A 25,778-nucleotide genomic window follows, 5' to 3' on the forward strand; every position below is an offset into this window, starting at 1 on the left:
GTGGGAAGATCGGCACCATGGCGATGACGGCACAGGTGAAGGCAGAGCTGTCGAGCACCCAGGTGACGAAGACCTGCTGCCGCAAGGCCGAGGTCGCCTCGATGCTCCGGTTCGCCGGGGGCCTGCACATCGTCAGCGGCCGGATCGTGGTCGAGGCGGAGTTCGACACCGGGGCCGCGGCGCGCCGCCTGCGCACCAACATCGCCGAGGTCTACGGCCACCAGTCCGATGTCGTGATGGTGCAGGGCAACGGCATCCGCAAGGGCAGCCGCTACATCGTGCGCGTCGTCAAGGACGGCGAGGCGCTGGCCCGCCAGACCGGCCTGCTCGACCAGCGCGGCCGACCGGTGCGCGGCCTGCCGCCGGCGGTGGTCTCCGGTGGTGGCTGCGACGCGGTCGCGGCATGGCGGGGCGCGTTCCTCGCCCACGGATCGCTCACCGAGCCCGGCCGCTCGTCGGCCCTCGAGGTGACCTGCCCCGGTCCCGAGGCCGCCCTGGCCCTCGTCGGCGTCGCCCGCCGCCTGGGGATCCACGCCAAGGCCCGTGAGGTCCGCGGCGTCGACCGCGTGGTGATCCGCGACGGCGACGCGATCGGGCAGCTGCTCACCCGCCTCGGCGCCCACGAGTCGCTGATGGCCTGGGAGGAGCGCCGGATGCGACGCGAGGTCCGCGCTACCGCCAACCGGCTCGCGAACTTCGACGACGCCAACCTCCGCCGCTCGGCGCGGGCCGCGGTCGCCGCCGGAGCTCGAGTGGGCCGGGCGATGGAGATCCTCGGCGAGGACGTGCCCGACCACCTGCGGATGGCCGGCGAGCTCCGCCTCGAGCACAAGCAGGCCTCGCTGGAGGAGCTCGGCCAGCTCCACGACCCGGTGCTCACCAAGGACGCGATCGCCGGCCGCATCCGCCGCCTGCTCGCCATGGCCGACAAGCGCGCCGAGGAGCTCGGCATCCCCGACACCGAGGCGTCCCTCACCCCGGAGATGCTCGCCGAGGACGCCTGAGCGGGGACGCGCCAGCGGACCCGCTGATGGTGGTCGAGCAAGGCGCGCGGCTGAGGAACGAAGCCGCGACCGCCGTGTCGAGACCCAGTGAGTTGCCTGACGACCTGGTGTTCGGTCATCACGCTGTCGGTTTCCGGCCTGTCGCGCGGGTGGCGGTGGCTCAGCCACCGTTTCGGGCCGCGAGACGGTGGATTTCCCACCGCCGAGTCGCTGGCCGACCCCAGGGACGACCCACAGATCCGGCGGGATCCCCGGCGCACCGGGGATCCCGACGCTCTTGGGGTGTTGCATCGGGCCAAAAGCGACAGGACTGCCCCAACAGTTCCTGCCGGGTCAGCGGGCTTCGGGACCTTCGTCCGTTACCGGCACGTACGACGGACGTGGGCGTGGAGCAACGGCGCCCTAGCGATAGGGTCGAGACGTTCCGTTTGCACGCCGTGATCGAGAAGCAGGAGCCAGAGAAGTGACTGTTCGAGTAGGTATCAACGGGTTCGGCCGCATCGGCCGCAACTTCTTCCGCGCCGTCCGTGCCTCGGGCCTGGACATCGAGATCGTCGCCGTCAACGACCTCACCGACAACACCTCCCTCGCCCCGCTGCTGAAGTTCGACTCGATCCTCGGTCGCCTCGACGTCGACGTGACCGCGACCGAGGACGAGATCCGCGTGGGCGACCAGGTCGTGAAGACCTTCGCCGAGCGCGACCCCGCCAACCTCAAGTGGGCCGACCTGGGCGTCGACGTCGTCGTCGAGTCGACCGGGTTCTTCACCGACGCCACCAAGGCCCGCGCCCACGTCGACAACGGCGGCGCGAAGAAGGTCATCATCTCGGCGCCGGCGTCCAACGAGGACGTCACGGTCGTGATGGGCGTCAACCACACGTCGTACGACCCGGCCGCCCACACGGTCATCTCCAACGCGTCCTGCACCACCAACTGCCTGGCGCCGATGGCGAAGGCGCTGCACGAGGGCATCGGCATCAACAAGGGCCTGATGACCACGATCCACGCGTACACCGCGGACCAGAACCTGCAGGACAACATCCACAAGGACCCGCGCCGCGCCCGCGCCGCCGCCCTCAACATGGTCCCGACCTCGACCGGCGCCGCGAAGGCGATCGGCCTGGTGCTGCCGGAGCTCAAGGGCAAGCTGGACGGCTACGCCATGCGCGTCCCGGTCCCGACCGGCTCGGCGACCGACCTGTCCTTCGAGGCGTCGCGCGAGACCTCGGTCGAGGAGATCAACGAGATCGTCAAGGCGGCGGCCGACGGCAAGTTCCTCAAGTTCTCCACCGACCCGCTGGTCTCGACCGACATCGTCACCGACCCGGCGTCGTGCATCTTCGACGCCCCGCTGACCAAGGTGATCGGCAACCAGGTCAAGGTGCTCGGCTGGTACGACAACGAGTGGGGCTACTCCAACCGCCTCGCCGACCTGATCACCTACGTCGGCGAGACCCTCTGACGCATGGGTGAGTACGCCGGCCTCGGTGATGTCCGAGGCAAGCGGGTCCTGGTCCGCTCCGACCTGAACGTGCCCCTGGACGGCACCCGCATCACCGACGACGGCCGCGTCCGCGCGAGCGTGCCGACCATCCGGGAGCTGGCCGACGCCGGCGCCCGGGTGGTCGTCGTCGCCCACCTGGGCCGCCCGAAGGGCGCACCGGAGGAGCGGTACTCCCTCCGTCCGGTGGCCGCCCGCCTCGGCGAGCTGCTCGGCGCGGACGTCGCGTTCGCGTCCGACACGGTCGGCGACAGCGCCCGGACGACGGTGGCCGGCCTGGCGGACGGCCAGGTCGCGGTGCTGGAGAACGTCCGGTTCAACGCCGGCGAGACCAGCAAGGACGAGGCCGAGCGCGGCGCCTTCGCCGACCAGCTCGCGGAGCTGGCCGACGCCTTCGTGTCCGACGGCTTCGGCGTGGTGCACCGCAAGCAGGCCTCGGTCTACGACGTCGCGCAGCGGCTGCCGCACGCCATGGGCCAGCTGGTCTCGACCGAGGTCGACGTGCTGCGTCGCCTGACCGAGGACCCCGAGCGCCCGTACGTCGTGGTGCTCGGCGGCTCGAAGGTCTCGGACAAGCTCGGCGTGATCGACAACCTGCTCGGCAAGGCCGACCGGCTGCTGATCGGCGGCGGCATGGTCTTCACCTTCCTCAAGGCGCAGGGCCACGAGGTCGGCAAGAGCCTCCTCGAGGCCGACCAGCTCGACACCTGCCGGGCCTACCTCGAGCGGGCCCAGCAGACCGGCGTCGAGATACTGCTGCCCACCGACATCGTGGTCGACACCGAGTTCCCGTCGGGCGACCGGACCCCGGAGCCCCGCGTCGTGCCCGCCGCGGAGATCCCCGCCGACGCCCTGGGTCTCGACATCGGGCCCCAGGCGGCCCAGGCGTTCGCCACGGCCCTCGCCGACGCGCGCACCGTCTTCTGGAACGGCCCCATGGGCGTGTTCGAGACCGACGCGTTCGCCGGCGGCACCCGCGCCGTGGCGGAGGCGCTGACGAAGGTCGACGGCCTCTCGGTCGTCGGCGGCGGCGACTCCGCGGCCGCCGTCCGCACGCTCGGCTTCGACGAGGCGGCGTTCGGCCACATCTCCACCGGCGGCGGTGCCAGCCTCGAGTACCTCGAGGGCAAGGAGCTGCCCGGCATCCAGGTCCTGGAGGACTGACCCAACATGGCGAAGAATCGCACCCCGCTCATGGCGGGGAACTGGAAGATGAACCTGAACCACCAGGAGGCCATCGTCCTGGTGCAGAAGCTGGCGGTGACGCTCGCCGACAAGAAGCACGACTACGGCCGGGTCGAGGTCGTCGTGCTGCCGCCGTTCACCGACCTCCGGTCGGTGCAGACGCTCGTCGACGGCGACCGGCTGCAGATCCGGTACGGCGCGCAGGACGTCTCGACCCACGACTCCGGCGCCTACACGGGCGAGATCTCGGCGGGCATGCTCGCCAAGCTCGGCTGCTCGTACGTCGTGGTCGGCCACAGCGAGCGTCGGCAGTACCACCGCGAGACCGACGAGGTCGTCAACGCCAAGGCCCACAAGGCGCTGGGCGCCGGCATGACGCCGATCGTCTGTGTCGGCGAGCAGCTGGACGTCCGGCAGGCCGGTGAGCACGTCCCGCACTGCGTCACCCAGGTCGACGGGTCGCTGGCGGGCTTCTCGGCCGAGCAGGTCGCGGGCCTGGTCATCGCCTACGAGCCGGTCTGGGCGATCGGCACCGGCGAGGTCGCGACCCCCGACGACGCGCAGGAGGTCTGCGCCGGGATCCGGGCGCGGATCCGTGAGGTCCATGGCGACGCAGCCGCCGACGGCGTACGCATCCTCTACGGCGGCTCGGTGAAGGCGGCGAACGTGGCGGGGATCATGACCCAGCCCGACGTCGACGGCTGCCTCGTGGGCGGTGCGAGCCTCCAGGTGGACGAGTTCGGCGGCATCTGCCGCTACTACGACATGCCGGTCCTGTGATCCCGGGCAACCTGACGTAGGCTTTGCGACCGTGGAACTGATCTTCACCATCGTGCTAATGCTCACCAGCGCCTTCATGATCCTGCTGGTGCTGCTTCACAAGGGTCGCGGTGGCGGCCTCTCTGACATGTTCGGCGGTGGTGTCTCGAGCTCACTGGGCGGTTCGTCGGTCGCCGAGCGCAACCTCGACCGCCTGACGGTCGGCATCGGTCTGATCTGGTTCGCCTGCGTCATTGCTCTCGGGCTGTTGCTGGCCTACTGACACCTGGCTTTCGTACAACACAGGGTTCGGTCTCTCGAAGCAGTCGAAAGGGAAACATCCGTGGCTGGTGCAGGAAACGCGATTCGCGGAAGCCGGGTGGGGGCCGGGCCGATGGGTGAGGCGGAGCGCGGCGAGGCCGCTCCGCGACAGACGGTGACGTACTTCTGCGCCCGGGAGCACCGCTCCGTGGTGCCGTTCTCGACCGAGGCCCAGGTGCCCGAGTCGTGGGACTGCCCGAAGTGCGGGCTGCCGGCGAGCCTCGACTCCGACAACCCGCCGCCGGCTCCGAAGATCGAGCCGTACAAGACCCACCTCGCCTACGTGAAGGAACGGCGCTCCGACAAGGAGGCCGAGGACATCCTCGACGAGGCCCTCGAGCTGTTGCGCTCGCGGCGCAAGTCGGGCGACATCATCTTCTGACGCGACCCGCTGATGTTCCTCGCTGTCGACGCCGGCGGCTCGTCGACCAGAGCAGTGGTGGTCGACCCCACCGGTCGTTGCCTCGGCCTCGGTGTCGCCGGCAGCGGCAACCCGCGGTCCTCGGGGCCCGACCGCGTCGTGCTCGCGCTGGCTGATGCCGTACGACGAGCGACGGCCTCGGCCGGCGTGCCGGGCGCGTCGATCACCGGCGTGGTCGTGGCGATGGCGGGATCCCGCACGCTCGGCACCGATGTCGGGGACTCGATGATCGACCAGGCCCTGGCCGCGGCGGAGGTCAGCGCCGCGGTGGCCCTCGAGTCCGACATCCTCGCGATGTTCCACAGCGGATCGTGGGCGCTGGACGGCTACGCCCTGGTCGCCGGGACCGGTGCGGCCGCGATCCGGATCCGCGCCGGGCACGTCGACGGGGTGGCCGACGGCCTCGGCTGGCTGCTCGGCGACGACGGGTCCGGGTACTGGCTCGGGCACCAGGTGGTGCGTGCCGTCGCCGCCGCCCTCGACGGGCGCGGCCCGGCCACCGGGCTCACCGACCTGGTGCTCGCCGAGCTCGGCATCGACGGCCCCGCGGACCGCTCCGCGCTGGTCCCGCTGGTCGACGCCGTCTACGACCGGAGGCCGGTGGAGCTGGCGCGACTCGCCCCGCTGGCCTTCGCCGTCCGCGACGAGGTCGCCGGCGGCATCGTCGAGGCGGCGGCCGCCGGCCTGTCCCAGACGCTCGACAAGGTCCTCGACGACCCGCCCGCGGGTCCGCTCGTGCTCGGCGGCAGCGTCCTGCTCCACCAGGACGTCCTGGCCGCCGCGGTCGAGGCGTCGTACCGCAGCCGCGGGGCGACCGACGTGGTCGCCAGGGCCGTCGACGGCGCGGCCGGGGCGGCGGCTCTCGCGCTCCGGCACGGCGGCGTCCGCGTCGACGAGGCCGTCTTCACGAGGCTCACGGAGTCGCTGGCGACGCTCCGTAGCTAGACACTGCTGCTGGCGCGGCGGGTACGCCGCCCGGCGACGGCGTGCGACGGCGCGATGTGCTCGGTGAGCGCCAACGACTCGCCCGTCCGGTCGGGGGTGAGCTGGCCGACCCGGATGTAGAGGCAGTCGGCGACCATGAGCTGCGAGTGCCGGGCCGCCAGGCTCCCGTTGCGGTACGACGTCTCCAGTGCGGCGGTCGTCAGCACGTCGCGGGACTCCGCGGCGACGGCCGAGCGCGGGTCGCCGGTGATTCCGATGGTCACCGCCCCGCGGTCGCCGGCGAGCCGGAAGGGCTCCACGACCTCGGACGTGGCGCCCGAGTGGGAGATCGCGATCGCGACGTCGTCGGCCGTCAGCAGGCCCGCTGACGTCAGCGCCTCGTGGACCTCGATCCAGGCCCGTACGTGCACGCCGATCCGGAAGAGCCGCGTCTCGAGCTCCCGGGCGATGCTCGCCGAGCTGCCGATGCCGTAGACGTCCACACGCCGGGCCGAGGCGATCGACTTGCTGGCCCGGTCTAGGGCCTCGGGGTCGAGCTGGCTGAGAGTCTGGGTGATCGCCCGGATGTCGGCGTTGGCGACCACGGTCATGACATGGCTGATCGAGTCGTCGAGGCCGATCTGGAGCCCGACGTCGGGGGAGACCCCGCGCGCGGTCGCCCGACCGACCTGCTCGGCGAGCGCGAGCCGGAGCGCCGCGTGGCTGGCGAGGCCGATCGACTGGGCGAACCGCGTGACCGACGCCTGCGACACCCCGGCCCGGTCGGCGAGCGCCCCGGCGGACAGGCGCGCCGCGTCCGCCGGGTCGGCCAGCACGGTGTCGGCGACCTCGCGGAGCGCGCCCGTCATCCGCGGAGCGAGCGTGTGGATCCGGTCGATGAGGTCGGCATGGTCCGTCACCGGTTCGGCGTTGCGGGGCCCGGGTGTCACTTCGACGATCCCTGGCTCACCGAGCCCTGCAGCTGCCGCTGGAAGATCGAGTAGACGATCAGGACGGGGACCACGGTGATCACCACGCCGGCGAACAGCCGGCCGTAGTCGACGTTGTAGCCCGCCTGGGAGGCGAAGGACGCCATGCCCTGTGAGAGCACGTAGTTCTCGCGCCGGGTGTTCAGCGCGACCGGCAGGAGGAACTGGTTCCACAGGCCGAGGAAGTTGAAGATCGCGACCGACGCGATGCCCGGCTTGGCCATCGGGAGCATCACCCGGAAGAACTTCTGCCACTCGCCGGCTCCGTCGATCTCCGCGGCCTCGGCGATCTCGTCGGGCAGGGCCTTGAAGAAGGGGTACATGAAGAACACGGTGAACGGGAGGGCGAACGCGACGTACGTGACGATCAGCCCGGGCAGCGTGTTCAGCAGGCCGATGTTCCGCAGCACGAAGAAGAGCGGGACGATCGCCATGAAGATCGGGAAGGTCAGGCCGGCCAGCATCAGGTAGTAGACGAGCCTGCTGCCGCGGAAGGAGTAGCGCGCCAGCACGTAGGCGCACATCGAGCCGAGGATCATCACGATGACCAGGGCACAACCGACCACGATCACGGTGTTCAGGAACCAGCGCCCGATGCCCACGGTCGTCCACGCCGAGACGTAGTTGTCGAAGTTCCAGTTGGCGGGGAGCCCGAACGGCGAGGCGAAGATCTCGCTGCTCGTCTTGAAGGACGACATCAGGGCCCACAGGAGCGGGGCGAGCACGAGCAGCGACCAGAAGGCGAGCACGACGTGCGAGACGCTCGCGACCACCCGGTCGCCGGCGGGCGGCTTCTGGTCGGCGGTGGGCTGCGTGGTGGCCGGCCCGGAAGTCTCGCTGAGGTGGGTGGTCATCGCTGCGCCACCCCCTCCCGGCCGCCGGTCAGGCGGTTCACGGTGAAGACGATCGCCGCGAACACCAGGGTGGCGACCGCCATCACGACGCCCATCGCGCTGGCCAGGCCGAACTGGCCCTTGGTGAACGCCGTGTCGAGCAGTCGCTGCGGCATGACGAGCGTCGAGTTGTCCGGCCCGCCGCCGGGGTTGAGCGCCGCCATGTAGACGAACGCGTCGAGGGCCAGGATGCCGAGGTAGATGTACGCCGTCTGCACGGTGTCACGCACCAGCGGGATCGTGACCGACCAGGCGATGCGCAGCCGGCCGGCGCCGTCGATCCGGGCTGCGTCGTAGAACTCCGCGGGGATGCCCTTGATGGCGGCGACGAACAGCACCATGTAGAAGCCCACGAAGCCCCAGATGATGACGAACATCGAGGCCGGCATCGCGGTCCGGGTGTCGCCGAGCCAGGGGAACGACTCGAACCGCTCGAACCCGAGGCCGGTGAGGATGCCGTTGAGCAGCCCGCTCGACGGGTCGTACATCTGGGCCCAGATCAGGCCGATGACGATCCCGGGCACCGTGTAGGGGAAGAACGAGATCACCCGGTAGAAGCTGGACCCCTTCAGGCCGCGCGTGGTGCCGTGGGAGGAGCCGCCCACCGTGACCATCGTGGCCAGCGCGAAGCTGAGCACGATGGTCACGATGGGGACGACGACCGCCAGCAGGATGTTGTTGCCGAGCGCCGTCATGAAGACGGAGTCGTCGAACAGCCGCTGGTAGTTCTCGACACCGACGAAGTTCATGTCCGGCGTGAATCCGGACCAGTCGGTCATCGAGTAGTAGATCGCCTGGATGAACGGCCACACCACGAAGACCAGGAAGAGTGCCAACGGCAGTCCGAGGAACACCAGGAAGAAGCTCACCCGGTCGAACGTCAGCGGCCGCCGCGACTTGCGGCGGGACGGAGGTCTCCTGGCCTCCGTGGTGGGTGCCAGGGCGGTATCGATCACGTGACCTCGATCTTCTCGACCGAGTCGTCCTCACGGATCTTGTCGGTGATCTCCTGCAGCCGCGAGGTCAGCTCCGACGCGCTCGCGTCGCCGGCGAGGAAGCTGTTCCACACCACCAGCTGGTCGACGTTCATGCCGTAGAGGTCGACGAACTTCCAGGTGAAGACGTCCGACCCGGCGTCGGTGAGCATCTGGCTCTGCGACACCAGCGCGGTCGAGCCGAAGCCGTCGGCCGGCACGGTGTCCATGACGATGGTGGGCGCGAGCTTCGTCTTGGCGAAGTTGGTCGCGGCCTCCTTCGACAGCATCGTGCGCAGCAGCTCCTTGCCGCCGGCGACGTTCTTGCCCTGCGACGGGATGATGAAGGGCTCGCCGGCCGCGCTGTGCATGGCGGTGTACGGCATCGCGGAGTTCGCGGTGACCGTCATCTCGGGGAACCCGGTCATCTGGAAGTCCGCCTTGGTCTGGTCCTTCATCTCGTTCTCGATCCACGAGCCCGAGGGGTAGAGCAGCGCGTCCTGGTTGTTGCTCCACTGGGCCTGCGCGGCGGTGAACTGGGTGCCCGCGCCGCCCGGCTTCATGTAGCCGGCCGAGACGATCTCGCCCATCGCCGTGAAGACGTCCTGGACGGCGGGGAGCGACCAGCAGCCCTCCTCGAGGTTCTCGAGCGCCAGGCGCACCTCGTCGCCGCCCTCCTTGATCGCGGACCCGATCGCGAGGGTCTGGTAGTAGGTGGCGGCCTCCTTGCCCCAGAGGAAGAGGTACTTGTTCTTGGCCTTGGCCTTCGCGCCGAGGTCGATCGCCTCGTCCCAGGTCTGCGGCGGCGTCCAGCCGTTCTCCTCGAACAGGCTGGCGGAGTACCAGACGGCGTACACCGTCATCACGTAGTTGAGCGCCGCGAACTTGTCGCCGAACGTGCCGGGCTCCTCGACGCCGCCGAAGAGGGTGTCGCGGATCGGGACACCCTCGAGGCTGTCGGCGTCCAGGACGTCGCTGAGGTCCTCGAGCTGGTCGAGGATGGTCGCGAACCCGATGGCGTTCTCGCCGGAGTTGTCGATCAGGTCCGGCGGGTCGCCGCCGACGAACCGGGGCTGGAGCTCCTGGGCGATCTCGGTGGTCGCCGAGACCTTGACGGTCGACCCGGAGAAGTTCTTCTCCATGATCGTCGCGGCGAAGGCGACGTAGTCGGTGCCGTAGCCACCGTCGAAGATGACCGCGTCGACGGTCGAGCTGTCGGCAACGCCGAAGGGGTTCTCGGCGCTCTTGGTGCCGCCCTCCGACTCGTTGTCGGAGTCGTCGCTGCCGCTACCCGCGCAGGCGACGAGGGCGCCGCCCAGGGGGGCGACAGCGGCCGCGGCCAGCGCGCCGCGCATGAAGGTGCGCCGGCCGACGTTCCTCTGTTGGATGTTCATGCACTGCAACCTTTCCGTGGACGGGTAGTCAGGCGTGGCGTCGGAGCCGGTCGCCGTACTTGTCTTCGAGCTGATGGTTGTGTTCGTCGCCACCGGGGATGTTCGCCGAGAGGTAGATCGGCGGGACGGCGCCTGCGGCAGCGATCCGCTCGGCCACACCGATCGTGAGGAGCTGGGCGATGTACGCCGCCGTCATCGAGGAGACGGCCCCGACGCCGGTGGCGCCGTCGAGACTGAGGGTGGTGTCGCCGTACGGCGCCAGGTTGTCGATCACGACATCGGCGATCTCGCTCAGGCGCTTGCCGCTGGGGTGCTTGGGCGTGACCCGGGCGGTGTGCTCCAGGCTGGTGACGGCGATGACGCCGTGCCCGTGCTCCTTGGCGGCGAGGGCGATGCCGACGATCGAGCCGTTGACGCCGGAGTTGGACGCGATGACGAACACGTCCTCGGGGTGCGGCTGGATCGTGCGCCACAGCTCGTCGACGATGCCCGGGTCGCGCTCGAGGATGGACGCGCGTGAGGTCAGGATCTCCAGGTCGCGGCCGCCGATGAGCACGACGTCGCGCAGCGCGACGTTGTTCGTCGGGATCAGGCCGCCCGCGCGGCCGGCGATCTCCATCGCGAAGGCCTGCGAGTGACCGGTGCCGAACGCCTGCACGATCCCACCGGCGTCGAGCGCCTTCGTGATCATGTCGATCGCGCCGTCGAGACCGCCGGCGTCGGCGAGCTCGCCGAGGCGTTCGAGCCGCGTCGTGACCTCGTGCAGCAGCTGCCGCGAGTGGTCGATCACCGGGCCGCCCGGGCCATGAATGAGCCATTCAGGTGCTTCATGGGAAGTGAACCAAGCAGTTACAGCAGGTGACTGTCAAGGGTCTCCGCGGCGCGTTTACCAGACCGGTATGCGCCGCGACTCCGCGGGTGCGCTCAGCGCCGCGAAAAGGTGGTCCATCTCGCCCCGCGAGGGGTCGGTGGACCCCGCGGGTCAGCAGGACCGTCCCGGTCCTACAGCGCGGAGGCGGCCTCGCGGTCGAGGAACCAGATCGTCTCCTCGCGCCCCGAGACGCCGGCGGCGGGGGTCTCGTGGACGTCGGCGCCGCCGAGGGCGGACGCGACGGCCGGCGCCTTGCCCGCGCCGCTCACGAGGAACCACACCGACCGGGCCCGGTTCAGCGCGGGCAGCGTGAGGCTGACCCGCTCCGGGGGCGGCTTGGGGGAGCCGGTGACACCGACCGCGATGGCGTCGGCGTCGAGCTGTGGGAAGCCCGGGAAGAGCGAGGCGATGTGGCCGTCGGGCCCGACGCCGAGCATCACGATGTCGAACTCCCCGCTGCCGTGCCGGCGCAGCGTCTCGGCGTACGCCGCGGCGCCGGCGTCGACGTCCGCGGCGTCGGCCGTCGATGGCATCTCGTGGACCTGCGTCGCGCCGACGGCGTCGAGGAAGTGCTCCCGGGCCTGGCCCCCGTTGCGGTCGGGGGAGTCGGGGGCCACGAAGCGCTCGTCGCCGAACCAGACCACGACCCGGGTCCAGTCGACCCCCGAGTCGGGCGTCAGCCGGGCGATCTCGCGGTGGATGTCCACGGCGATGGTGCCGCCCGTGAGCGCGATCTGCGGGACGCCACCGGCGGCCTGGGCGTCGGCGAGCCGGCTGAGCAGCTCGCCGGCGACGGCCGTGGCGAGGCCGGCGGAGCCCTCGTGCACCTCGACGCGGGGTTCGTTGGTCACTTCGCGCTCTCCATCTTCAGCAGTCGTCGAACGGTCTCGGCGTAGACGTCGTCCTCGTCGAGCCTGCGGAGCTCCTCGGCCAGAAGCTCCGGGAGCTCGCGGCGCTTCAGGGCGACCGGCCGGTCGGGCTTGTCCGGCACGGAGAACATCGCGAGCTTGCCGTCCGGACGGGAGATCCGGGCGTCGCCCTGGTCGGTGTGCAGCACGACCTCGGTGATGCCGGGACCCTGCGAGCTCTTGCGCTCGACGGGGATCCGGAGGCGATCGACGAGCCACGCGGCGAGCAGGTCCGCGCTCGGGCTGATGCGCTCGGCGGTCACCGAGGCCGCCTTCACCTTGACGGGCCGCTGGTCGAGGATGGCGGCGAGCAGGGCGCGCCACGGGGTGAGTCGCGTCCAGGCCAGGTCGGTGTTCCCGACGGTGTAGGCCTCGCACTGCTGGTGGATCGCCCGGGTCTTGCCCCGGGCGGCGGCCGCGGCATCGGTGATCCTGCGCTGCGCCAGCCGCCCCAGTGGGTCGTTGGCGGGGTCGGCGGGCGGATGGTTCGGCCACCAGACGGCGACGGGGGAGTCCGGCAGCAGCAGCGGCAGTACGACGGACTCGGGGTGCTTGACGACCTCGCCCTTGAGGCGGATCAGCGCCGTCTCACCGGTCCAACCCGAGCCGGTGCCGACCTGCGCGCCGATCTCGGACGCCCCGCGGCCGTCGCCGAGGATCACGCCGAGCACTCGCGCGGGGTGCTCGTGGGACGCCGCGCGGGCCGCGCGCATCGCGCCCTCGGCGTCGTCCTCGTCCACGACGATGATCAGGGTCATCACCATGCCCATCGCGGGGCTGCCGGCGCGCACCCGCGCGCGCTGGAGCTCGGCGGCGATCTCGGACGCGTTCGTGTCGATGAGCTCGATCATCTCGGGGTCCCCTCGAAAGTGTGGGGCGGAGGAGCGGAGCGGGGGAGCACCGCAGTTTCGTGGGGTGAGGTCATGGTCGGCGCCACACCCTTCCGTCGCGGGCCAGCATCGCATCGGCGGAGGCCGGCCCCCAGGTGCCCGACTCGTACTGGTCCGGCTTCCCCTTGCCCTTCTCGTCCTGCCGCGCCCAGAAGTCCAGGATCGGGTCGAGGATCTGCCAGGACAGCTCGACCTCCTCGTGGCGCGGGAAGAGCGGCGGGTCGCCGAGGAGCACGTCGAGGATCAGCCGCTCGTAGGCCTCCGGGGACGACTCGGTGAAGGCACCGCCGTACACGAAGTCCATGTTGACGTCGCGGATCTCCATCTGCGTTCCCGGCACCTTCGAGCCGAACCGCAGGGTCACGCCCTCGTCGGGCTGGATCCTGATGACCAGGGCGTTCTGCCCGAGCTCCTCGATCGCGGATTCCGCGAACGGCAGGTGCGGGGCGCGCTTGAAGACGATCGCGACCTCGGTCACCCGCCTGCCGAGCCGCTTGCCGGTACGCAGGTAGAACGGCACGCCCGCCCAGCGGCGGGTCTCGACGTTGAGCGTCACCGCGGCGAACGTCTCCGTGGTCGACGTGCGCTTGATGCCCTCCTCGTCGAGGAAGCCGGGCACCTTGACGCCGCCGGCCCAGCCCTCGGCGTACTGCCCGCGCGCCGTCGTCAGGTCGAGGCGGCGGGGGAGCGTCACGCTCGAGAGCACCTTCTGCTTCTCGATGCGGAGCGCGTCGGCGTCGAACGACGTCGGCTCCTCCATCGCGACCAGGCTGAGGAGCTGGAGCAGGTGGTTCTGGATGACGTCGCGGGCGGCGCCGATCCCGTCGTAGTAGCCGGCGCGACCGCCGATGCCGATGTCCTCGGCCATCGTGATCTGCACGTGGTCGACGTAGTTGGAGTTCCAGATCGGCTCGAACATCTCGTTCGCGAAGCGCATCGCGAGGATGTTCTGCACGGTCTCCTTGCCGAGGTAGTGGTCGATCCGGAAGATCGATCCCGGCGGGAAGACGTCGCCGAGGATGGCCTGGAGCTCGCGCGCGGACTGGAGGTCGTGGCCGAAGGGCTTCTCGATGACGACCCGGCGCCATGAGTCGTTGCGCGGATGGGCCAGCCCGTGCTCCTTGAGCTGGCCGACGACGTTGCCGAAGAAGCCGGGCGGGATCGCCAGGTAGAAGGCGTGGTTGCCGCCGGTGCCGCGCAGCTCGTCGAGCTCCTCGATCGTGCGGCGCAGCCGGTCGAAGGCGTGGTCGTCGTCGAAGTTGCCGGGCACGAAGCGGAAGCCTTCGGCCAGCTGCTGCCAGACCTCCTCGCGGAACTCCGTGCGTGCGTGCGCCTTCACCGAGTCGTGCACGATCTGGGCGAAGTCCTGGTCGGCCCAGTCGCGGCGGGCGAAGCCGGTGAGGCTGAAGCCCGGCGGGAGCAGGCCACGGTTCGCCAGGTCGTAGATCGCCGGCATGATCTTCTTGCGCGACAGGTCACCGGTCACGCCGAAGAGCACCATCCCGCACGGCCCGGCGATCCGCGGGAGGCGTCGGTCGCGCGGGTCGCGCAGCGGGTTCACGTGGGCCTCGGTCACCTGCGGTGCCTCCGGTAGTAGTCGATCAGCGCCTGCGTCGACGCGTCCTGCGCCGCCGCGACGGCGCCGTCGCCCGCGACCGCCGGACTGATCTGCTGGGCGAGCTGCTTGCCGAGCTCGACGCCCCACTGGTCGAACGAGTCGATGCCCCAGACCGCGCCCTGGGTGAACGTGATGTGCTCGTAGAGCGCGATGAGCTGCCCCAGCACCGCCGGCGACAGCGCGGGCGCCATGATCGAGGCGGTCGGCCGGTTGCCGGTGAAGACGCGCGCCGGAACGATCTCCTCACGCGTCCCCTCGGCGCGCACCTCGTCGAAGGTCTTGCCGAAGGCGAGCGCCCGGGTCTGCGCGAAGAAGTTCGCGAGGAAGAGCTCGTGGACGTCCTGGGCGCCGTCCTGCAGGGGGTACGCCGGGGTGGCGAACGCGATGAAGTCCGCCGGGACCAGCCGGGTGCCCTGGTGGATGAGCTGGTAGAACGCGTGCTGCCCGTTGGTGCCGGGCTCGCCCCAGAAGACCTCTCCGGTGTCGGTGGTGACCGCCGAGCCGTCCCAGCGGACTCCCTTGCCGTTGGACTCCATCGTGAGCTGCTGGAGGTACGCCGGGAACCGGTGCAGCAGCTGCGCGTAGGGCAGCACGGCGTGGGTCTGGGCGTCGAGGAAGTTGGTGTACCAGACGTTGAGCAGGCCCATCAGCGCCGGCACGTTCTCCGCGATCTCCGCCGTGCGGAAGTGCTCGTCCATCGCGTGGAACCCGGCGAGGAGCTCGCGGAACCGCTCCGGTCCGATCGCGATGACCAGCGACGTGCCGATCGCGGAGTCGACCGAGTAGCGGCCGCCGACCCAGTCCCAGAAGCCGAACGCGTTCTCGGGGTCGATGCCGAAGTCGGCGACCTTGTCGAGCGCCGTCGAGACGGCGACGAAGTGCCTGCGCACCGCGTCGGCCTCGTCGTGGCCCGCCAGCCCCTCGAGCAGCCACGCCTTGCACAGCCGCGCGTTGGTGAGCGTCTCGACGGTCCCGAACGTCTTGCTGGACACGATGAAGAGCGTCGTCGCCGGGTCCAGGTCGGCCAGGGTGGTCGCCGCGTCGGTCGGGTCGATGTTGCTGATGAAGCGGCACTCGAGGCCGTCCTGTCGGTACGCCGCCAGCGCCTCGTAGGCCATCACCGGCCCGAGGTCGGAGCCGCCGATGCCGATGTTGACGACCGTGCGGATGCGCTCGCCGGTGACGCCGGTCCACGCGCCCGACCGGACCCGGTCGGCGAATGCGTAGACCCGGTCGAGCACCTCGTGGACGTCACGGACGACGTCCTGCCCGTCGACCTCCAGGGTCGCGTCGGCCGGCAGGCGCAGCGCGGTGTGCAGCACGGCACGGTCCTCGGTGACGTTGACGCGCTCGCCTCGGAACATCGCGTCGCGTAGCTCCGTGAGCCCGACCTCGTCGGCGAGCGCCAGCAGGGCGGACAGGACGTCGTCGTCCACCAGCCCCTTCGACAGGTCGACGTGGAGGTCGGCCGCGGTGAAGGTCAGCCGCCCGACCCGACCGGGGTCGTCGGCGAACCAGCGACGGAGGTCGGGCTCGAAGTCGGACGCGATCGTCGCCAGCCGCGACCAGGCCTGCGTGGTCGTTGGATCCACCGGCCCGGCCGACCCGGTCATGCGTTGGCGGCCTTGTCCATCTGGGTCTTGACCGTCTCGACGAGCTCGTCCCACGACTTCTTGAACTTGTCGACGCCCTCGGTCTCGAGGACCACGAGCACGTCCTCGAAGTCGATGCCGACGGCGGTCAGCTGGTCGAAGACGGACTGCGCGACGTCGGCCTTGCCGGTCACCTGGTCGCCCGTGACCTCGCCGTGGTCCGCGAAGGCCTCGAGCGTCTTCTCCGGCATCGTGTTGACGGTGTCGGCCACCACGAGGTCGGTGACGTAGAGGGTGTCCGGGTAGTCGGGGTTCTTGACCCCGGTCGACGCCCACAGCGGACGCTGCGGGTTGGCGCCCGCCTCGGCCAGCACCTTCCACCGGTCGGAGGTCACGACGTCCTGGAAGGCGGCGTACGCGAGCCGTGCGTTGGCGACGGCGGCCTTGCCCCGCAGCGCGAGCGCCTCGTCGGAGCCGATCTTCTCGAGGCGTGGGTCGATCTCTGTGTCGACGCGGGAGACGAAGAACGACGCGACCGACTGGATGCGGCCGAGGTCCAGCCCGGCGTCGCGCGCGGCTTCGAGGCCGGACAGGTAGGCGTCCATGACCTCGCGGTAGCGGTCGATCCCGAAGATGAGCGTGACGTTGACGCTGATGCCCTCGGCGATCGCGGCCGTGATGGCGGGCAGGCCCTCCTTGGTGCCCGGGATCTTGATGAGCGCGTTCGGGCGGTCGACGGCCGTCCACAGCGCACGCGCCGACGCGATCGTGCCCTCGGTGTCGTTGGCGAGCGAGGGCTCGACCTCGATCGACACCCGGCCGTCGGCCGCGGTGCGCTCGGCGACGGGCTTGAGGATGTCGCAGGCGTTGCGGACGTCCTCGGTCGTGAGCTCGAAGATCACGCGGTCGACGGGCTCGGCCTTGTCGACGAGCTGGGCGACCTGCTCGTCGTAGCGCTCGCCGTTGGCGATGGCTGCGGCGAAGATCGTGGGGTTGGTGGTCACGCCGACCACCGACTTCTCGTCGACGAGCTTGGCGAGGTTGCCGGTCTCGATGCGCTCGCGGGACAGGTCATCGAGCCAGATGGACACTCCGGCGTCGCTGAGGGCCTTCAGACGGTCACTCATGGGGTTCCTCCCAGGTCGGACTTCTCGAGGTGGCGGCCGCGGTCAGCGGTCGGCCACCGTGCGGATGCTGTCGCGCGCGGCGTTGGCCACGGCCTCGCCGGTGATGCCGTACTCCTCGTAGATGCGGCTGAAGGCGGCCGAGGCGCCGTACGTCTCGATCGAGACGATCCGGCCGTGGTCGCCCACGATCTCGCGCCAGCCCTGGGCCACACCGGCCTCGACCGAGACGCGGGCCTTCACGGTCGGCGGGATGACCGTCTCGCGGTAGGCCTCCTCCTGCTGGTCGAACCACTCGCGGCACGGCATGGAGACGACCCGGGCGCGGATGCCGTCGGCGGCCAGGAGGTCACGAGCGGCGACCGCGACCTGCACCTCGGAGCCGGTGCCGATCAGGACGACGTCGGGCTGGCCGCCGTCGGCGTCGAGCAGGACGTACCCGCCCCGGTGCACGTTGCTGGTGTCGCTGTAGCCGTCGACACCACGCGGGAAGACCGGCACGTTCTGGCGCGTGAGCGCGAGACCCGCGGGCCGGTCGGTGTGCTGGAGGATCGCGCGCCACGCGGCGGCGGTCTCGTTGGCGTCGGCCGGCCGGACCACGTCGAGGCCCGGGATGGCCCGCAGCGCAGCGAGGTGCTCGATCGGCTGGTGGGTCGGGCCGTCCTCGCCGAGGCCGATCGAGTCGTGCGTCCAGACATAGGTGACCGGCAGGCCCATGAGCGCCGCGAGGCGCACCGAGCCGCGCATGTAGTCGGAGAAGGTGAGGAACGTGCCACCGAAGACCCGGGTGCCGCCGTGGAGGGTGATGCCGTTGAGGATGGCGCCCATGCCGTGCTCGCGGATGCCGAAGTGCAGCACGCGGCCAGCGTACGGGTCGCCCTCCCACTCGCCGGTGGAGCGGACCTTCGGCACGAACGACTTGGCGCCCTCGATGGTCGTGTTGTTGGACTCCGCGAGGTCGGCGGAGCCGCCCCAGAGCTCCGGCATCACGCCGGCGATCGCGTTGATGGTGGCGCCGGAGGCCTTGCGGGTCGCCATGCCCTTGGGGTCGGCGTCGAAGGACGGCAGCACGTCGTCGAGGTCGCGGGGGAGCGCGCGGTCCTGCATCCGCTTCCAGAGCGCGAGGGTGGCCTCGTCGGCGGCGGAGTGCCACGCGGCGAACGACTCGGACCACTCGGACTGCCACTGCTTGCCGCGCCCGACCAGCGAGCGCGTCTGCGCCAGGACGTCGTCGGGCACCTCGAAGGTCTGCTCCGGGTCGAAGCCGAGGATCTTCTTGGTCGCCGCGACCTCGTCGTCGCCGAGCGCGGAGCCGTGGGACTTGCCGGTGCCCTGCGCGTTGGGTGCGGGCCAGGCGATGATCGTGCGCAGCACGATCATGCTCGGCTGGTCGGTGACGGCGTCCGCGGCGTGGATCGCGTCCCACAGCGCCTGCACGTCCTCGACGTACTCGGTGCCGTCGTTGGTCCAGTCGACGGTCTGGACGTGCCAGCCGTAGGCCTCGTAGCGCTTGCCGACGTCCTCGGTGAACGCGATGTCGGTGTCGCCCTCGATCGAGATGCGGTTGGCGTCGTAGATCACCGTCAGGTTGCCGAGCTGCTGGGTGCCCGCGATCGACGACGCCTCCGCGCTGACGCCCTCCTGGAGGTCGCCGTCGCTGCAGATCGCGTAGATGTGGTGGTCGAACGGCGAGTCACCCTCGCCCGCGGTCGGGTCGAGCAGGCCGCGCTCGCGACGGGCGGCCATCGCCATGCCGATGGCGTTGCCGACGCCCTGGCCGAGCGGCCCGGTCGTGGTCTCGACGCCGGCGGTGTGGCCGAACTCCGGGTGGCCCGGGGTCTTGCTGCCCCAGGTGCGCAGCGACCTGATGTCCTCGATCTCCAGGCCCCAACCGCCGAGGTAGAGCTGGTTGTAGAGCGTGATCGACGAGTGGCCGGCGGACAGCACGAACCGGTCGCGGCCGGCCCAGTTGGGGTCGGCGGGGTTGTGCCGCATCACCTTCTGGAAGAGCAGGTACGCCGCCGGGGCCAGGCTCATGGCCGTTCCCGGGTGGCCGTTGCCGACCTTCTGCACCGCGTCCATGGCGAGGACCCGGACCGTGTCCACCGCCTTCTGGTCGAGGTCGGTCCAATCGAGGGCAGGGGTCTTGCTCACAAGGATCCTTTCAGGGGTTCGGCCAATGCCGAGCCTACTCACGTCGGGCGATAGACTCCCATCCGTCCACGCACCCGCTCAGGTGCCCACCATTCCGCCCGAGGACTCCCGTGACGTACGTCGGCCATTCGGCCTCTGCCGCGAGGCAGCCAGCGGCCGAGCGGGCGACCGTCAAGGACGTGGTCGCGGCGTACGTCGGACTCACCAAGCCGCGCGTCATCGAGCTGCTGCTCCTGACGACCGTGCCGGTGATGTTCTACGCCGCGCGCGGCGTCCCGGACCTCGGCCTCGTGGTCGCGACCGTGATCGGCGGCACGTTCTCCGCCGGCTCGGCGTCGGTGTTCAACTGCGTCTACGACCGCGACATCGACGAGCAGATGCGGCGTACCCGCCGCCGGGCCCTGCCGCGGCACATCGTCTCGCCCGGCGCGGCGCTGGTGTTCGGCTTCGTGCTCGCCATCCTGTCGACGGTGATCCTGCTGCTCTGGGTCAACCCGCTGTCGGCGCTGCTCTCGGTGGCCGCCAACGCGTTCTACGTCTTCGGCTACACGATGCTGCTCAAGCGGCGCACGACCCAGAACATCGTCTGGGGCGGGCTGGCCGGCTGCTTCCCCGCGCTGATCGGCTGGACGGCCGTCACGGGGTCCCTGTCGTGGACGCCGGTGGTGCTGTTCCTGGTCGTCTTCTTCTGGACGCCGCCGCACACCTGGGCGCTCGCGCTGCGCTACCGCGAGGACTACGCCAACGTCGACGTCCCGATGCTCCCGGTGGTGAAGCCGGCCGGCGAGGTCGGGCGGCAGATCGTGATCTACAGCTGGGTGATGGTGGCGACGTCGCTGGTGCTGTGGCCGGTCGCCGACACCAGCCTCTTCTACCCGGTCGCCGCGGCCGTGCTCGGCGCGGTGTTCCTCGTGGAGGCGCACCGGATGTGGCGCCGGGCCCGGGGCACCGAGAGCCTCGCCCTGATCCAGCCGATGCGGCTCTTCCACACCTCGAACCTGTACCTGTCGCTGCTCTTCGTCGCCGTCGCGCTCGACCCGTTGCTGGCGCGCTGATCCTTCGCCGCGCCCGGCGGGGCGCAGGCGGGTTCCGACCGTTCGTCGCACCAGATCGACCGTTCGTCGCTCCGCTGAGGGCGGCTGCGTCCCGTTGCGCGGCCGATCGCGTCTGACCAGATGAACGGCGGCCTCCCTGCCGCGGGGGAGCAGGGCGGCTGCCGTTCGCCATGCCTCCATCCGGGATAGTCCGTCACGTTCTGGCCGCGGACCGGGCGATCGGGCGACCGGAACGTGACGGACTATCGCCATCCGGCGACGGGTCAGTCGCGGACCGGCTCCCGCACCTGGATCAGCGCCCAGGTCACGGTGGCGGCGACCAGGGCGGCGCCGAGCATGTGGAAGCCGACGAGCGCGATCGGCAGGTCGGTGAAGTACTGCACGAAGCCGATCAGCCCCTGCGCGAGCTCGACCACGAGGAGCGCGACGACGGCAGTGACGGTCCGGCGCGGCTGGCGGGTCGCCAGGGAGCCGAGCAGCAGGCCGATCGTCAGGCCGAGCAGGAGGAAGACGAGGTCGGCGTGCACCTGGCTCCACTGGAGCGGGTCGAGGCCGTTGCGCGCCGAGCCCGCATCACCGGCGTGCGGCCCGGCGCCGGTGACGATGGTGCCGATGTAGAGCACCGCCCACGCGGCGGCGAACGTGCCCCACGCCAGCCAGACGAGCGGCCCGCGGGCGGGTACGTCGGGGGCCGGCCGGTGCACCCGCTGGAGCAGGACCACCGCGACGGTGATGATCGCCATGGAGCACATCAGGTGCAGCGAGACGATCCACGGGTTCAGGTCGGTGAGCACCGTGATGCCGCCGATGACCGCCTGGGCCGGGATGCCGAGCGCGATCACCAGCGCGAGCCCGCGCAGGTCGCGACGGCGGGACTGCCAGGCGGCGACGAACGTCGCGACGGCGATGGCGACCAGCACCCACGTGAGCAGCCGGTTGCCGAACTCGATCGCCGAGTGCACGTCGTACGCGCCGTGCGGGGTGAAGGACTCCTCGGTGCACCGGGGCCAGGTCGGGCAGCCGAGTCCCGAGTCGGTCAGGCGGACCACGCCGCCGGTGACGACGAGCAGGCAGTTCGCCACGATCGAGGCCCACGCCCAGCCGACGAGCCACTCGTCGAGACGGCGCAGCCGTGAGGTCACTCCCACTTGAAGGTCCTAGCCGTGAGTGCCGTGCCGAGCACGGCCCAGAGGGTGAGTACGCCGAGGTCGCGCCACGCGACGCCGCCGTCGATGAAGCCCGTGCGCATGGCCTCGCCGAGCGCGCCGGAGGGAAGCCAGCGAACGACCTCGCCCCAGGATCCGTACGCCGAGAGGGGCAGCACCACGCCGCCACCGGTCATGAGCAGCAGGTAGACGAGGTTGGCCGCGGCGAGGGTCGCCTCGGCGCGCAGCACGCCGGACACGAACAGACCCAGTGACGCGAACGCCGCCGTTCCGAGCGCGACCGCGAGCGCGACGCCCAGGACGCCGGGTTCGGGCGTCCATCCGAGCAGCTGGCCGACGGCGCCGATCACGATGATCTGGAACAGCTCGACCACCAGCAGCGCGAGGACCTTGCCGGCGAGCAGGCCCGAGCGCGGCAGTGGCGAGCTCCCGAGCCGCTTGATCACGCCGTACCTGCGCTCGAAGCCGGTCGCGATCGCGAGCGAGGTGAAGGACGTCGACATCACCGCGAGCGCGATCACGCCCGGTGTGAGCACGTCGACCAGCGGCTGCGAGGTCTCGAGGTCGAGGGTCAGGTGCTCCCCGGCGACCACGCCGCCGACCAGGACGAGCACCGGGATCACGACGGCGAGCAGGAGCTGCTCGCCGTTGCGGAGCAGCAGCTTGGCCTCCATCCGCGCCTGCGCGAGCACCTGGCGGTGCAGTGGCGCGGCCCCGGGCATCGGGGTGAACGCGCCGCTCACGAGGGCATCTCCCGTCCGGTGAGCTCGAGGAACACGTCCTCGAGCGTGCGGGAGCCGAAGCTGATCGACCGGACGCCGACCTCGTGGGCGGCGCCCCAGTCGGCGACCGACCGGCGCAGCGCCGCCTCGGCAGCCGCACCGAGCTCCTTGTCGACGACCAGCCGCACCGTGGCCGACGACCCCCGGGTGAGCTCCTCGGGCGTGCCGGACGCGATCAGCCGGCCGCGGTCGATGATGTGGACCCGGTCGGCCAGCTCCTCGGCCTCCTCGAGGTAGTGCGTGGTCAGCACGATGGTCACGCCGTCCGCACGCAGCTCGCGCAGCAGCTCCCACGTCGTCCGGCGCGCCTGCGGGTCCATGCCGGCCGTGGGCTCGTCGACGAACACGATCTCGGGGCGACCGACCAGCGCCATCGCCAGCCCGAGGCGCTGCTGCTGGCCGCCGGACAGCCGCCGGTACGGCGTACGTCCGCAGTCGCCCAGGCCGAGGCGCTCGGCGAGCATCGAGGTGTCGAGCGGGTGGGCGTGCAGGCGCGCGACGTGGTCGAGCATCTCCATCGCCCGCACCCCGCTCCACGCGCCACCGCCCTGGAGCATCACGCCGATGCGGGGGAGCAGGTCGCGCCGGTCGCGCACCGGGTCGAGGCCCAGCACCCGCACCGAGCCGCGCTGCGGCCGCCGGTAGCCCTCGCAGGTCTCGAGCGTGGTCGTCTTGCCGGCACCGTTCGGACCGAGGACCGCGGTGATCGTCGCGCGGTCCACGGTGAGCGAGAGCCCGTCGACGGCGACCTTGTCGCCGTACCGCATCACCAGGCCGTCGACCTCGACAGCAGGAGAGGCGTCATCGGGCACCCGAGAAGTGTAGGAACCCGGGGGCGCTCACACCTCGGCGCCCTCCGTCACCGACGATCCCGCCGAGTCCGACGGAATCCCGTCGAACGCCGCAGGCGGCTCGCGCCACAGGTCCGGCAGCGTGCCCGCCCGCGCCTGCTCGACGGCCTGCCAGACCCGCTGCGGGGTGCACGGCAGGTCGAGGTGACGTACGCCGAGGTGGCTCAGCGCGTCGACGACGGCGTTCTGGACCGCGGGCGTCGCGCCGATGGTCGCGGACTCGCCGATGCCCTTGGCGCCCAGCGGGTTCAGCGGCGTCGGGGTCTCGGTGTTGGACACCTCCCAGGCGATCGCGTCGGCCGCCGTCGGGATCGCGTAGTCGACGAACGTCGAGGTGAGGGGCGTGCCCTCCTCGTCGTACTCGAAGTGCTCCCACAGCGCCTGCGAGACGCCCTGCAGCACGCCGCCGTGCTGCTGTCCCTGGACCAGCAGCGGGTTCAGCACCCGCCCGCAGTCGTCGACCGCGACGTGCCGGACCGGCCGCACGTGCCCGGTCTCGGTGTCGACCTCGACGATCGAGACGTGCGCGCCGAAGGGGTAGGTCGCCTCGTCGGCCTTGAAGTCGTCGACGTCGGCGAGCCCGCCGTGGTTGCGGTGGGCGTCGGCGGCGACGTCCGCCCAGGACACCTGCACGCCGGTGCCGCGGACCGCGAACCCGCCGTCGACGAGCTCGACGTCCGTCGGGTCGGCCTCGAGGAGCCCGGCGGCGATGCGGCGTGCCTTCTCGGCGACCTTCTCCGCTGCCCGGTCGACGGCGGAGCCGCCGAGCTGCAGCGACCGGGACCCACCGGTGCCGCCACCCGAGCGCACGAGCGCGGTGTCGGACTGCACGAAGCTGATCCGGTCGATGGGGATGCCGAGCCGGTCGGCGACGAGCATCGCGTACGCCGTCGCGTGCCCCTGGCCGTGCGCGGACGTGCCGGCCATCACGGTGGCGGAGCCGTCCTCGTGCACGTCGACCGAGCCGAACTCGCTGCCGGCGAACCCGGTGATCTCGACGTACGTCGAGATGCCGATGCCCAGCAGCCGGGTGTCGCCCGCGTCGCGGCGCCGGCGCTGCTCGGCGCGGGCGCCGTCGACGTCGGCGATCCGCAGGGCCTCGCGCAGGGGCAGGTCGAAGTCGCCGACGTCGTAGCGGGCGCCGGTCGGCGTCCGGTAGGGGAACTCGTCGGGCTGGATCAGGTTGCGGCGGCGGAGCTCCTCGGGCGCGAGGCCGACCTCGGCGGCCGCCACGTCCATCAGGCGCTCCACGAGCGCAGCCGCCTCCGGGCGCCCGGCCCCGCGGAACGCGCCCATCGGCGCGGTGTTGGTGAGCGCCGCGATCGCGGCGTAGACGAAACGGGGGACCCGGTAGACCCCGGTGGACATCAGCCGGGTGCCGCCGAGCACGAACGACCCGCCGAACCCGGCGTACGCCCCGCAGTCGCCGACCAGCCGGAGCCGCATGCCCAGGATGTGCCCGTCGGCGTCGAGCCCGAGCTCGGCGTACTGCACCTGGCCGCGGCTGTGCATCGAGAGCATCGTCTCCGAGCGGGTCTCGGCCCACTTGACGGGCCGGTCGAGCAGGCGGGCCGCCGCGACGACCGCGAGGTGCTCGGCGATGACGCCGGCCTTGCCGCCGAAGGCGCCGCCGACGTGCGGGGTCGCGACGCGCACGCGGTCGGTGTCGAGCCCGGTGAACTTCGCGATCTGGTCGCGAGCGCCGTGGGGCTGCTGGGTCCCGACGTGCACGGTGACCTCGTCGGACCCGGGCCGGACGAGGATGGCGTGCCCTTCGATCGGGGCGGTCGCGACCCGCTGGTTCTCCATGCGCACGCGGACGACGTGCGCGGCGTCCTGCCACGGCTCGCCCTGGTCGTCGTCCTTGCGGGAGGCGGCGATGTTGCTGCCCAGCTCCTCGAACTGCAGCGGGGCGTCCGGCTCGAGCGCGCGCTCCATGTCCACGACCGCGGGCAGGTCGTCGTAGTCGACCTCGACGAGCTCGACGGCGTCGACGGCCTGGGCGCGGGTCTCGGCGACGACGAGGGCGACCGGGTCGCCGACGTAGCGGACCTTGTCGGCGGCGAGCGCGCGCCGCGGGGCGGCGGGGTTCACCATGGCGAACAGCGGTACGGCGCCGTCTGGCAGGTCGGCGGCCGTGAGCACGGCGACGACGCCGGGCGCGGCGGCCGCCTCGGTGGTGTCGATGCCGGCGATGCGGGCGTGCGCGAGTGGGCTGCGGACGAACACGGCGTGCAAAACGCCCGGCGACTGGTCGTTGTCGACGAAGGTCGACGCCCCGACGATGAGGTCGGGGTCCTCGACCCGGCGCACCATGGTTCCCAGCACAGATCCCGGCATGGGGCAGACGGTAGCGGTGCAGGTGGAACCTGCCTCCGGTTGTGCCGGGGTTAGGTGGGCCT

Annotated in this window: 23 protein-coding genes; 8 read left to right on the forward strand and 15 right to left on the reverse strand. The window is 71.2% G+C overall.

All coding sequences use genetic code 11. The features are described from left to right. Positions 1-17: 17 nt before the first annotated feature. The 7 genes from whiA to ACFQQI_RS07340 all read left to right on the forward strand — a co-directional run bounded on the left by whiA (position 18) and on the right by ACFQQI_RS07340 (position 6,136). Complete coding sequence (gene whiA, locus ACFQQI_RS07310) at positions 18-1,004, forward strand: DNA-binding protein WhiA (RefSeq protein ID WP_378560163.1); 987 nt, start codon at positions 18-20, stop codon at positions 1,002-1,004. A gap of 463 nt (positions 1,005-1,467) precedes the next feature. Then, entirely contained in the window at positions 1,468-2,466 is a 999-nt protein-coding gene (gene gap, locus ACFQQI_RS07315) for a type I glyceraldehyde-3-phosphate dehydrogenase (protein WP_378560166.1), read from the forward strand. A 3-nt stretch (positions 2,467-2,469) separates the two neighbouring features. Then, the gene (locus tag ACFQQI_RS07320) at positions 2,470-3,669 is read left to right on the forward strand and encodes a phosphoglycerate kinase (protein ID WP_378560169.1); all 1,200 of its coding nucleotides are present in this window, start codon (positions 2,470-2,472) and stop codon (positions 3,667-3,669) included. Positions 3,670-3,675: 6 nt separating this feature from the next. Continuing rightward, entirely contained in the window at positions 3,676-4,470 is a 795-nt protein-coding gene (gene tpiA / locus ACFQQI_RS07325) for a triose-phosphate isomerase (RefSeq protein WP_378560172.1), read from the forward strand. Between the two features lie 31 nt (positions 4,471-4,501). After that, positions 4,502-4,732 (forward strand): preprotein translocase subunit SecG, encoded by a 231-nt coding sequence (gene secG, locus ACFQQI_RS07330; protein ID WP_378560175.1) that lies wholly within the window; start codon positions 4,502-4,504, stop codon positions 4,730-4,732. Positions 4,733-4,792: 60 nt separating this feature from the next. Next, entirely contained in the window at positions 4,793-5,152 is a 360-nt protein-coding gene (locus ACFQQI_RS07335) for an RNA polymerase-binding protein RbpA (protein ID WP_378560178.1), read from the forward strand. A 12-nt stretch (positions 5,153-5,164) separates the two neighbouring features. Next, positions 5,165-6,136, forward strand: coding sequence for an N-acetylglucosamine kinase (locus tag ACFQQI_RS07340; RefSeq protein WP_378560181.1), 972 nt, complete (start codon positions 5,165-5,167; stop codon positions 6,134-6,136). On the opposite strand, the gene ACFQQI_RS07345 is transcribed toward ACFQQI_RS07340, so the two are convergent. From ACFQQI_RS07345 to tkt, 11 genes are all read right to left on the reverse strand, one after another. After that, on the reverse strand, positions 6,133-7,035 hold the full coding sequence (locus ACFQQI_RS07345) for a MurR/RpiR family transcriptional regulator (RefSeq protein ID WP_378560184.1): 903 nt from the start codon (positions 7,033-7,035) through the stop codon (positions 6,133-6,135). The genes ACFQQI_RS07340 and ACFQQI_RS07345 overlap by 4 nt on opposite strands. Positions 7,036-7,061: 26 nt before the next feature. Then, positions 7,062-7,958, reverse strand: a complete 897-nt coding sequence (locus ACFQQI_RS07350) for a carbohydrate ABC transporter permease (protein ID WP_378560187.1) — start codon at positions 7,956-7,958, stop codon at positions 7,062-7,064. Continuing rightward, positions 7,955-8,953, reverse strand: coding sequence for a carbohydrate ABC transporter permease (locus ACFQQI_RS07355; RefSeq protein WP_378560190.1), 999 nt, complete (start codon positions 8,951-8,953; stop codon positions 7,955-7,957). Before ACFQQI_RS07355 ends, ACFQQI_RS07350 begins: the two co-directional genes overlap by 4 nt. Next, positions 8,950-10,365, reverse strand: coding sequence for an N-acetylglucosamine/diacetylchitobiose ABC transporter substrate-binding protein (ngcE, locus tag ACFQQI_RS07360; protein WP_378560193.1), 1,416 nt, complete (start codon positions 10,363-10,365; stop codon positions 8,950-8,952). The genes ACFQQI_RS07355 and ngcE overlap by 4 nt, the downstream gene beginning before the upstream one ends. 28 nt (positions 10,366-10,393) lie before the next feature. Continuing rightward, a complete protein-coding gene (locus tag ACFQQI_RS07365; protein ID WP_378560196.1) occupies positions 10,394-11,155 on the reverse strand; it encodes a sugar isomerase domain-containing protein in 762 nt (253 codons plus the stop codon). A gap of 212 nt (positions 11,156-11,367) precedes the next feature. Beyond that, positions 11,368-12,087 carry a 6-phosphogluconolactonase gene (pgl, locus tag ACFQQI_RS07370; protein ID WP_378560199.1) on the reverse strand — a complete coding sequence of 240 codons (720 nt, stop codon included), beginning with the start codon at positions 12,085-12,087 and terminating at the stop codon, positions 11,368-11,370. Continuing rightward, positions 12,084-12,995, reverse strand: coding sequence for a glucose-6-phosphate dehydrogenase assembly protein OpcA (locus tag ACFQQI_RS07375; protein WP_378560202.1), 912 nt, complete (start codon positions 12,993-12,995; stop codon positions 12,084-12,086). The genes pgl and ACFQQI_RS07375 overlap by 4 nt, the downstream gene beginning before the upstream one ends. Before the next feature lie 70 nt (positions 12,996-13,065). Beyond that, positions 13,066-14,610 carry a glucose-6-phosphate dehydrogenase gene (gene zwf, locus ACFQQI_RS07380; protein WP_378560205.1) on the reverse strand — a complete coding sequence of 515 codons (1,545 nt, stop codon included), beginning with the start codon at positions 14,608-14,610 and terminating at the stop codon, positions 13,066-13,068. Then, positions 14,607-16,265, reverse strand: a complete 1,659-nt coding sequence (pgi, locus tag ACFQQI_RS07385) for a glucose-6-phosphate isomerase (RefSeq protein WP_378560208.1) — start codon at positions 16,263-16,265, stop codon at positions 14,607-14,609. Before pgi ends, zwf begins: the two co-directional genes overlap by 4 nt. Beyond that, on the reverse strand, positions 16,262-17,371 hold the full coding sequence (tal, locus tag ACFQQI_RS07390) for a transaldolase (RefSeq protein ID WP_378560211.1): 1,110 nt from the start codon (positions 17,369-17,371) through the stop codon (positions 16,262-16,264). Before tal ends, pgi begins: the two co-directional genes overlap by 4 nt. A 42-nt stretch (positions 17,372-17,413) precedes the next feature. Continuing rightward, entirely contained in the window at positions 17,414-19,450 is a 2,037-nt protein-coding gene (gene tkt / locus ACFQQI_RS07395) for a transketolase (RefSeq protein WP_378560786.1), read from the reverse strand. Between the two features lie 182 nt (positions 19,451-19,632). Here tkt and ACFQQI_RS07400 point away from each other — a divergent pair, with 182 nt between their 5' ends. Then, the gene (locus ACFQQI_RS07400; protein ID WP_378560214.1) at positions 19,633-20,577 is read left to right on the forward strand and encodes a heme o synthase; all 945 of its coding nucleotides are present in this window, start codon (positions 19,633-19,635) and stop codon (positions 20,575-20,577) included. A 263-nt stretch (positions 20,578-20,840) separates the two neighbouring features. On the opposite strand, the gene ACFQQI_RS07405 is transcribed toward ACFQQI_RS07400, so the two are convergent. The 4 genes from ACFQQI_RS07405 to ACFQQI_RS07420 form a co-directional block, all read right to left on the reverse strand. Further along, complete coding sequence (locus tag ACFQQI_RS07405; RefSeq protein ID WP_378560217.1) at positions 20,841-21,725, reverse strand: heme A synthase; 885 nt, start codon at positions 21,723-21,725, stop codon at positions 20,841-20,843. After that, a complete protein-coding gene (locus ACFQQI_RS07410; protein WP_378560789.1) occupies positions 21,716-22,465 on the reverse strand; it encodes an ABC transporter permease in 750 nt (249 codons plus the stop codon). The genes ACFQQI_RS07405 and ACFQQI_RS07410 overlap by 10 nt, the downstream gene beginning before the upstream one ends. 17 nt (positions 22,466-22,482) lie before the next feature. Continuing rightward, positions 22,483-23,292, reverse strand: coding sequence for an ABC transporter ATP-binding protein (locus tag ACFQQI_RS07415; RefSeq protein ID WP_378560792.1), 810 nt, complete (start codon positions 23,290-23,292; stop codon positions 22,483-22,485). Between the two features lie 72 nt (positions 23,293-23,364). Beyond that, the gene (locus tag ACFQQI_RS07420; protein ID WP_378560220.1) at positions 23,365-25,716 is read right to left on the reverse strand and encodes a xanthine dehydrogenase family protein molybdopterin-binding subunit; all 2,352 of its coding nucleotides are present in this window, start codon (positions 25,714-25,716) and stop codon (positions 23,365-23,367) included. Positions 25,717-25,778: the final 62 nt, after the last annotated feature.

This window comes from Nocardioides sp. GCM10030259, assembly GCF_042666375.1.
GTDB lineage: Bacteria > Actinomycetota > Actinomycetes > Propionibacteriales > Nocardioidaceae > Nocardioides.

Bases quoted from the DNA above. Each gene is read 5' to 3' on its own strand.
- ACFQQI_RS07350 (WP_378560187.1), bottom strand. From the start codon at position 7,958: ATGACCACCCACCTCAGCGAGACTTCCGGGCCGGCCACCACGCAGCCC.
- tkt (WP_378560786.1), bottom strand. From the start codon at position 19,450: ATGGACGCGGTGCAGAAGGTCGGCAACGGCCACCCGGGAACGGCCATG.
- ACFQQI_RS07320 (WP_378560169.1), top strand. From the start codon at position 2,470: ATGGGTGAGTACGCCGGCCTCGGTGATGTCCGAGGCAAGCGGGTCCTG.
- ngcE (WP_378560193.1), bottom strand. From the start codon at position 10,365: ATGAACATCCAACAGAGGAACGTCGGCCGGCGCACCTTCATGCGCGGC.
- ACFQQI_RS07375 (WP_378560202.1), bottom strand. From the start codon at position 12,995: ATGATCGAGCTCATCGACACGAACGCGTCCGAGATCGCCGCCGAGCTC.
- ACFQQI_RS07420 (WP_378560220.1), bottom strand. From the start codon at position 25,716: ATGCCGGGATCTGTGCTGGGAACCATGGTGCGCCGGGTCGAGGACCCC.
- ACFQQI_RS07340 (WP_378560181.1), top strand. From the start codon at position 5,165: ATGTTCCTCGCTGTCGACGCCGGCGGCTCGTCGACCAGAGCAGTGGTG.
- ACFQQI_RS07410 (WP_378560789.1), bottom strand. From the start codon at position 22,465: ATGCCCGGGGCCGCGCCACTGCACCGCCAGGTGCTCGCGCAGGCGCGG.
- tpiA (WP_378560172.1), top strand. From the start codon at position 3,676: ATGGCGAAGAATCGCACCCCGCTCATGGCGGGGAACTGGAAGATGAAC.
- whiA (WP_378560163.1), top strand. From the start codon at position 18: ATGGCGATGACGGCACAGGTGAAGGCAGAGCTGTCGAGCACCCAGGTG.
- pgi (WP_378560208.1), bottom strand. From the start codon at position 16,265: ATGACCGGGTCGGCCGGGCCGGTGGATCCAACGACCACGCAGGCCTGG.
- tal (WP_378560211.1), bottom strand. From the start codon at position 17,371: ATGAGTGACCGTCTGAAGGCCCTCAGCGACGCCGGAGTGTCCATCTGG.
- ACFQQI_RS07415 (WP_378560792.1), bottom strand. From the start codon at position 23,292: ATGCGGTACGGCGACAAGGTCGCCGTCGACGGGCTCTCGCTCACCGTG.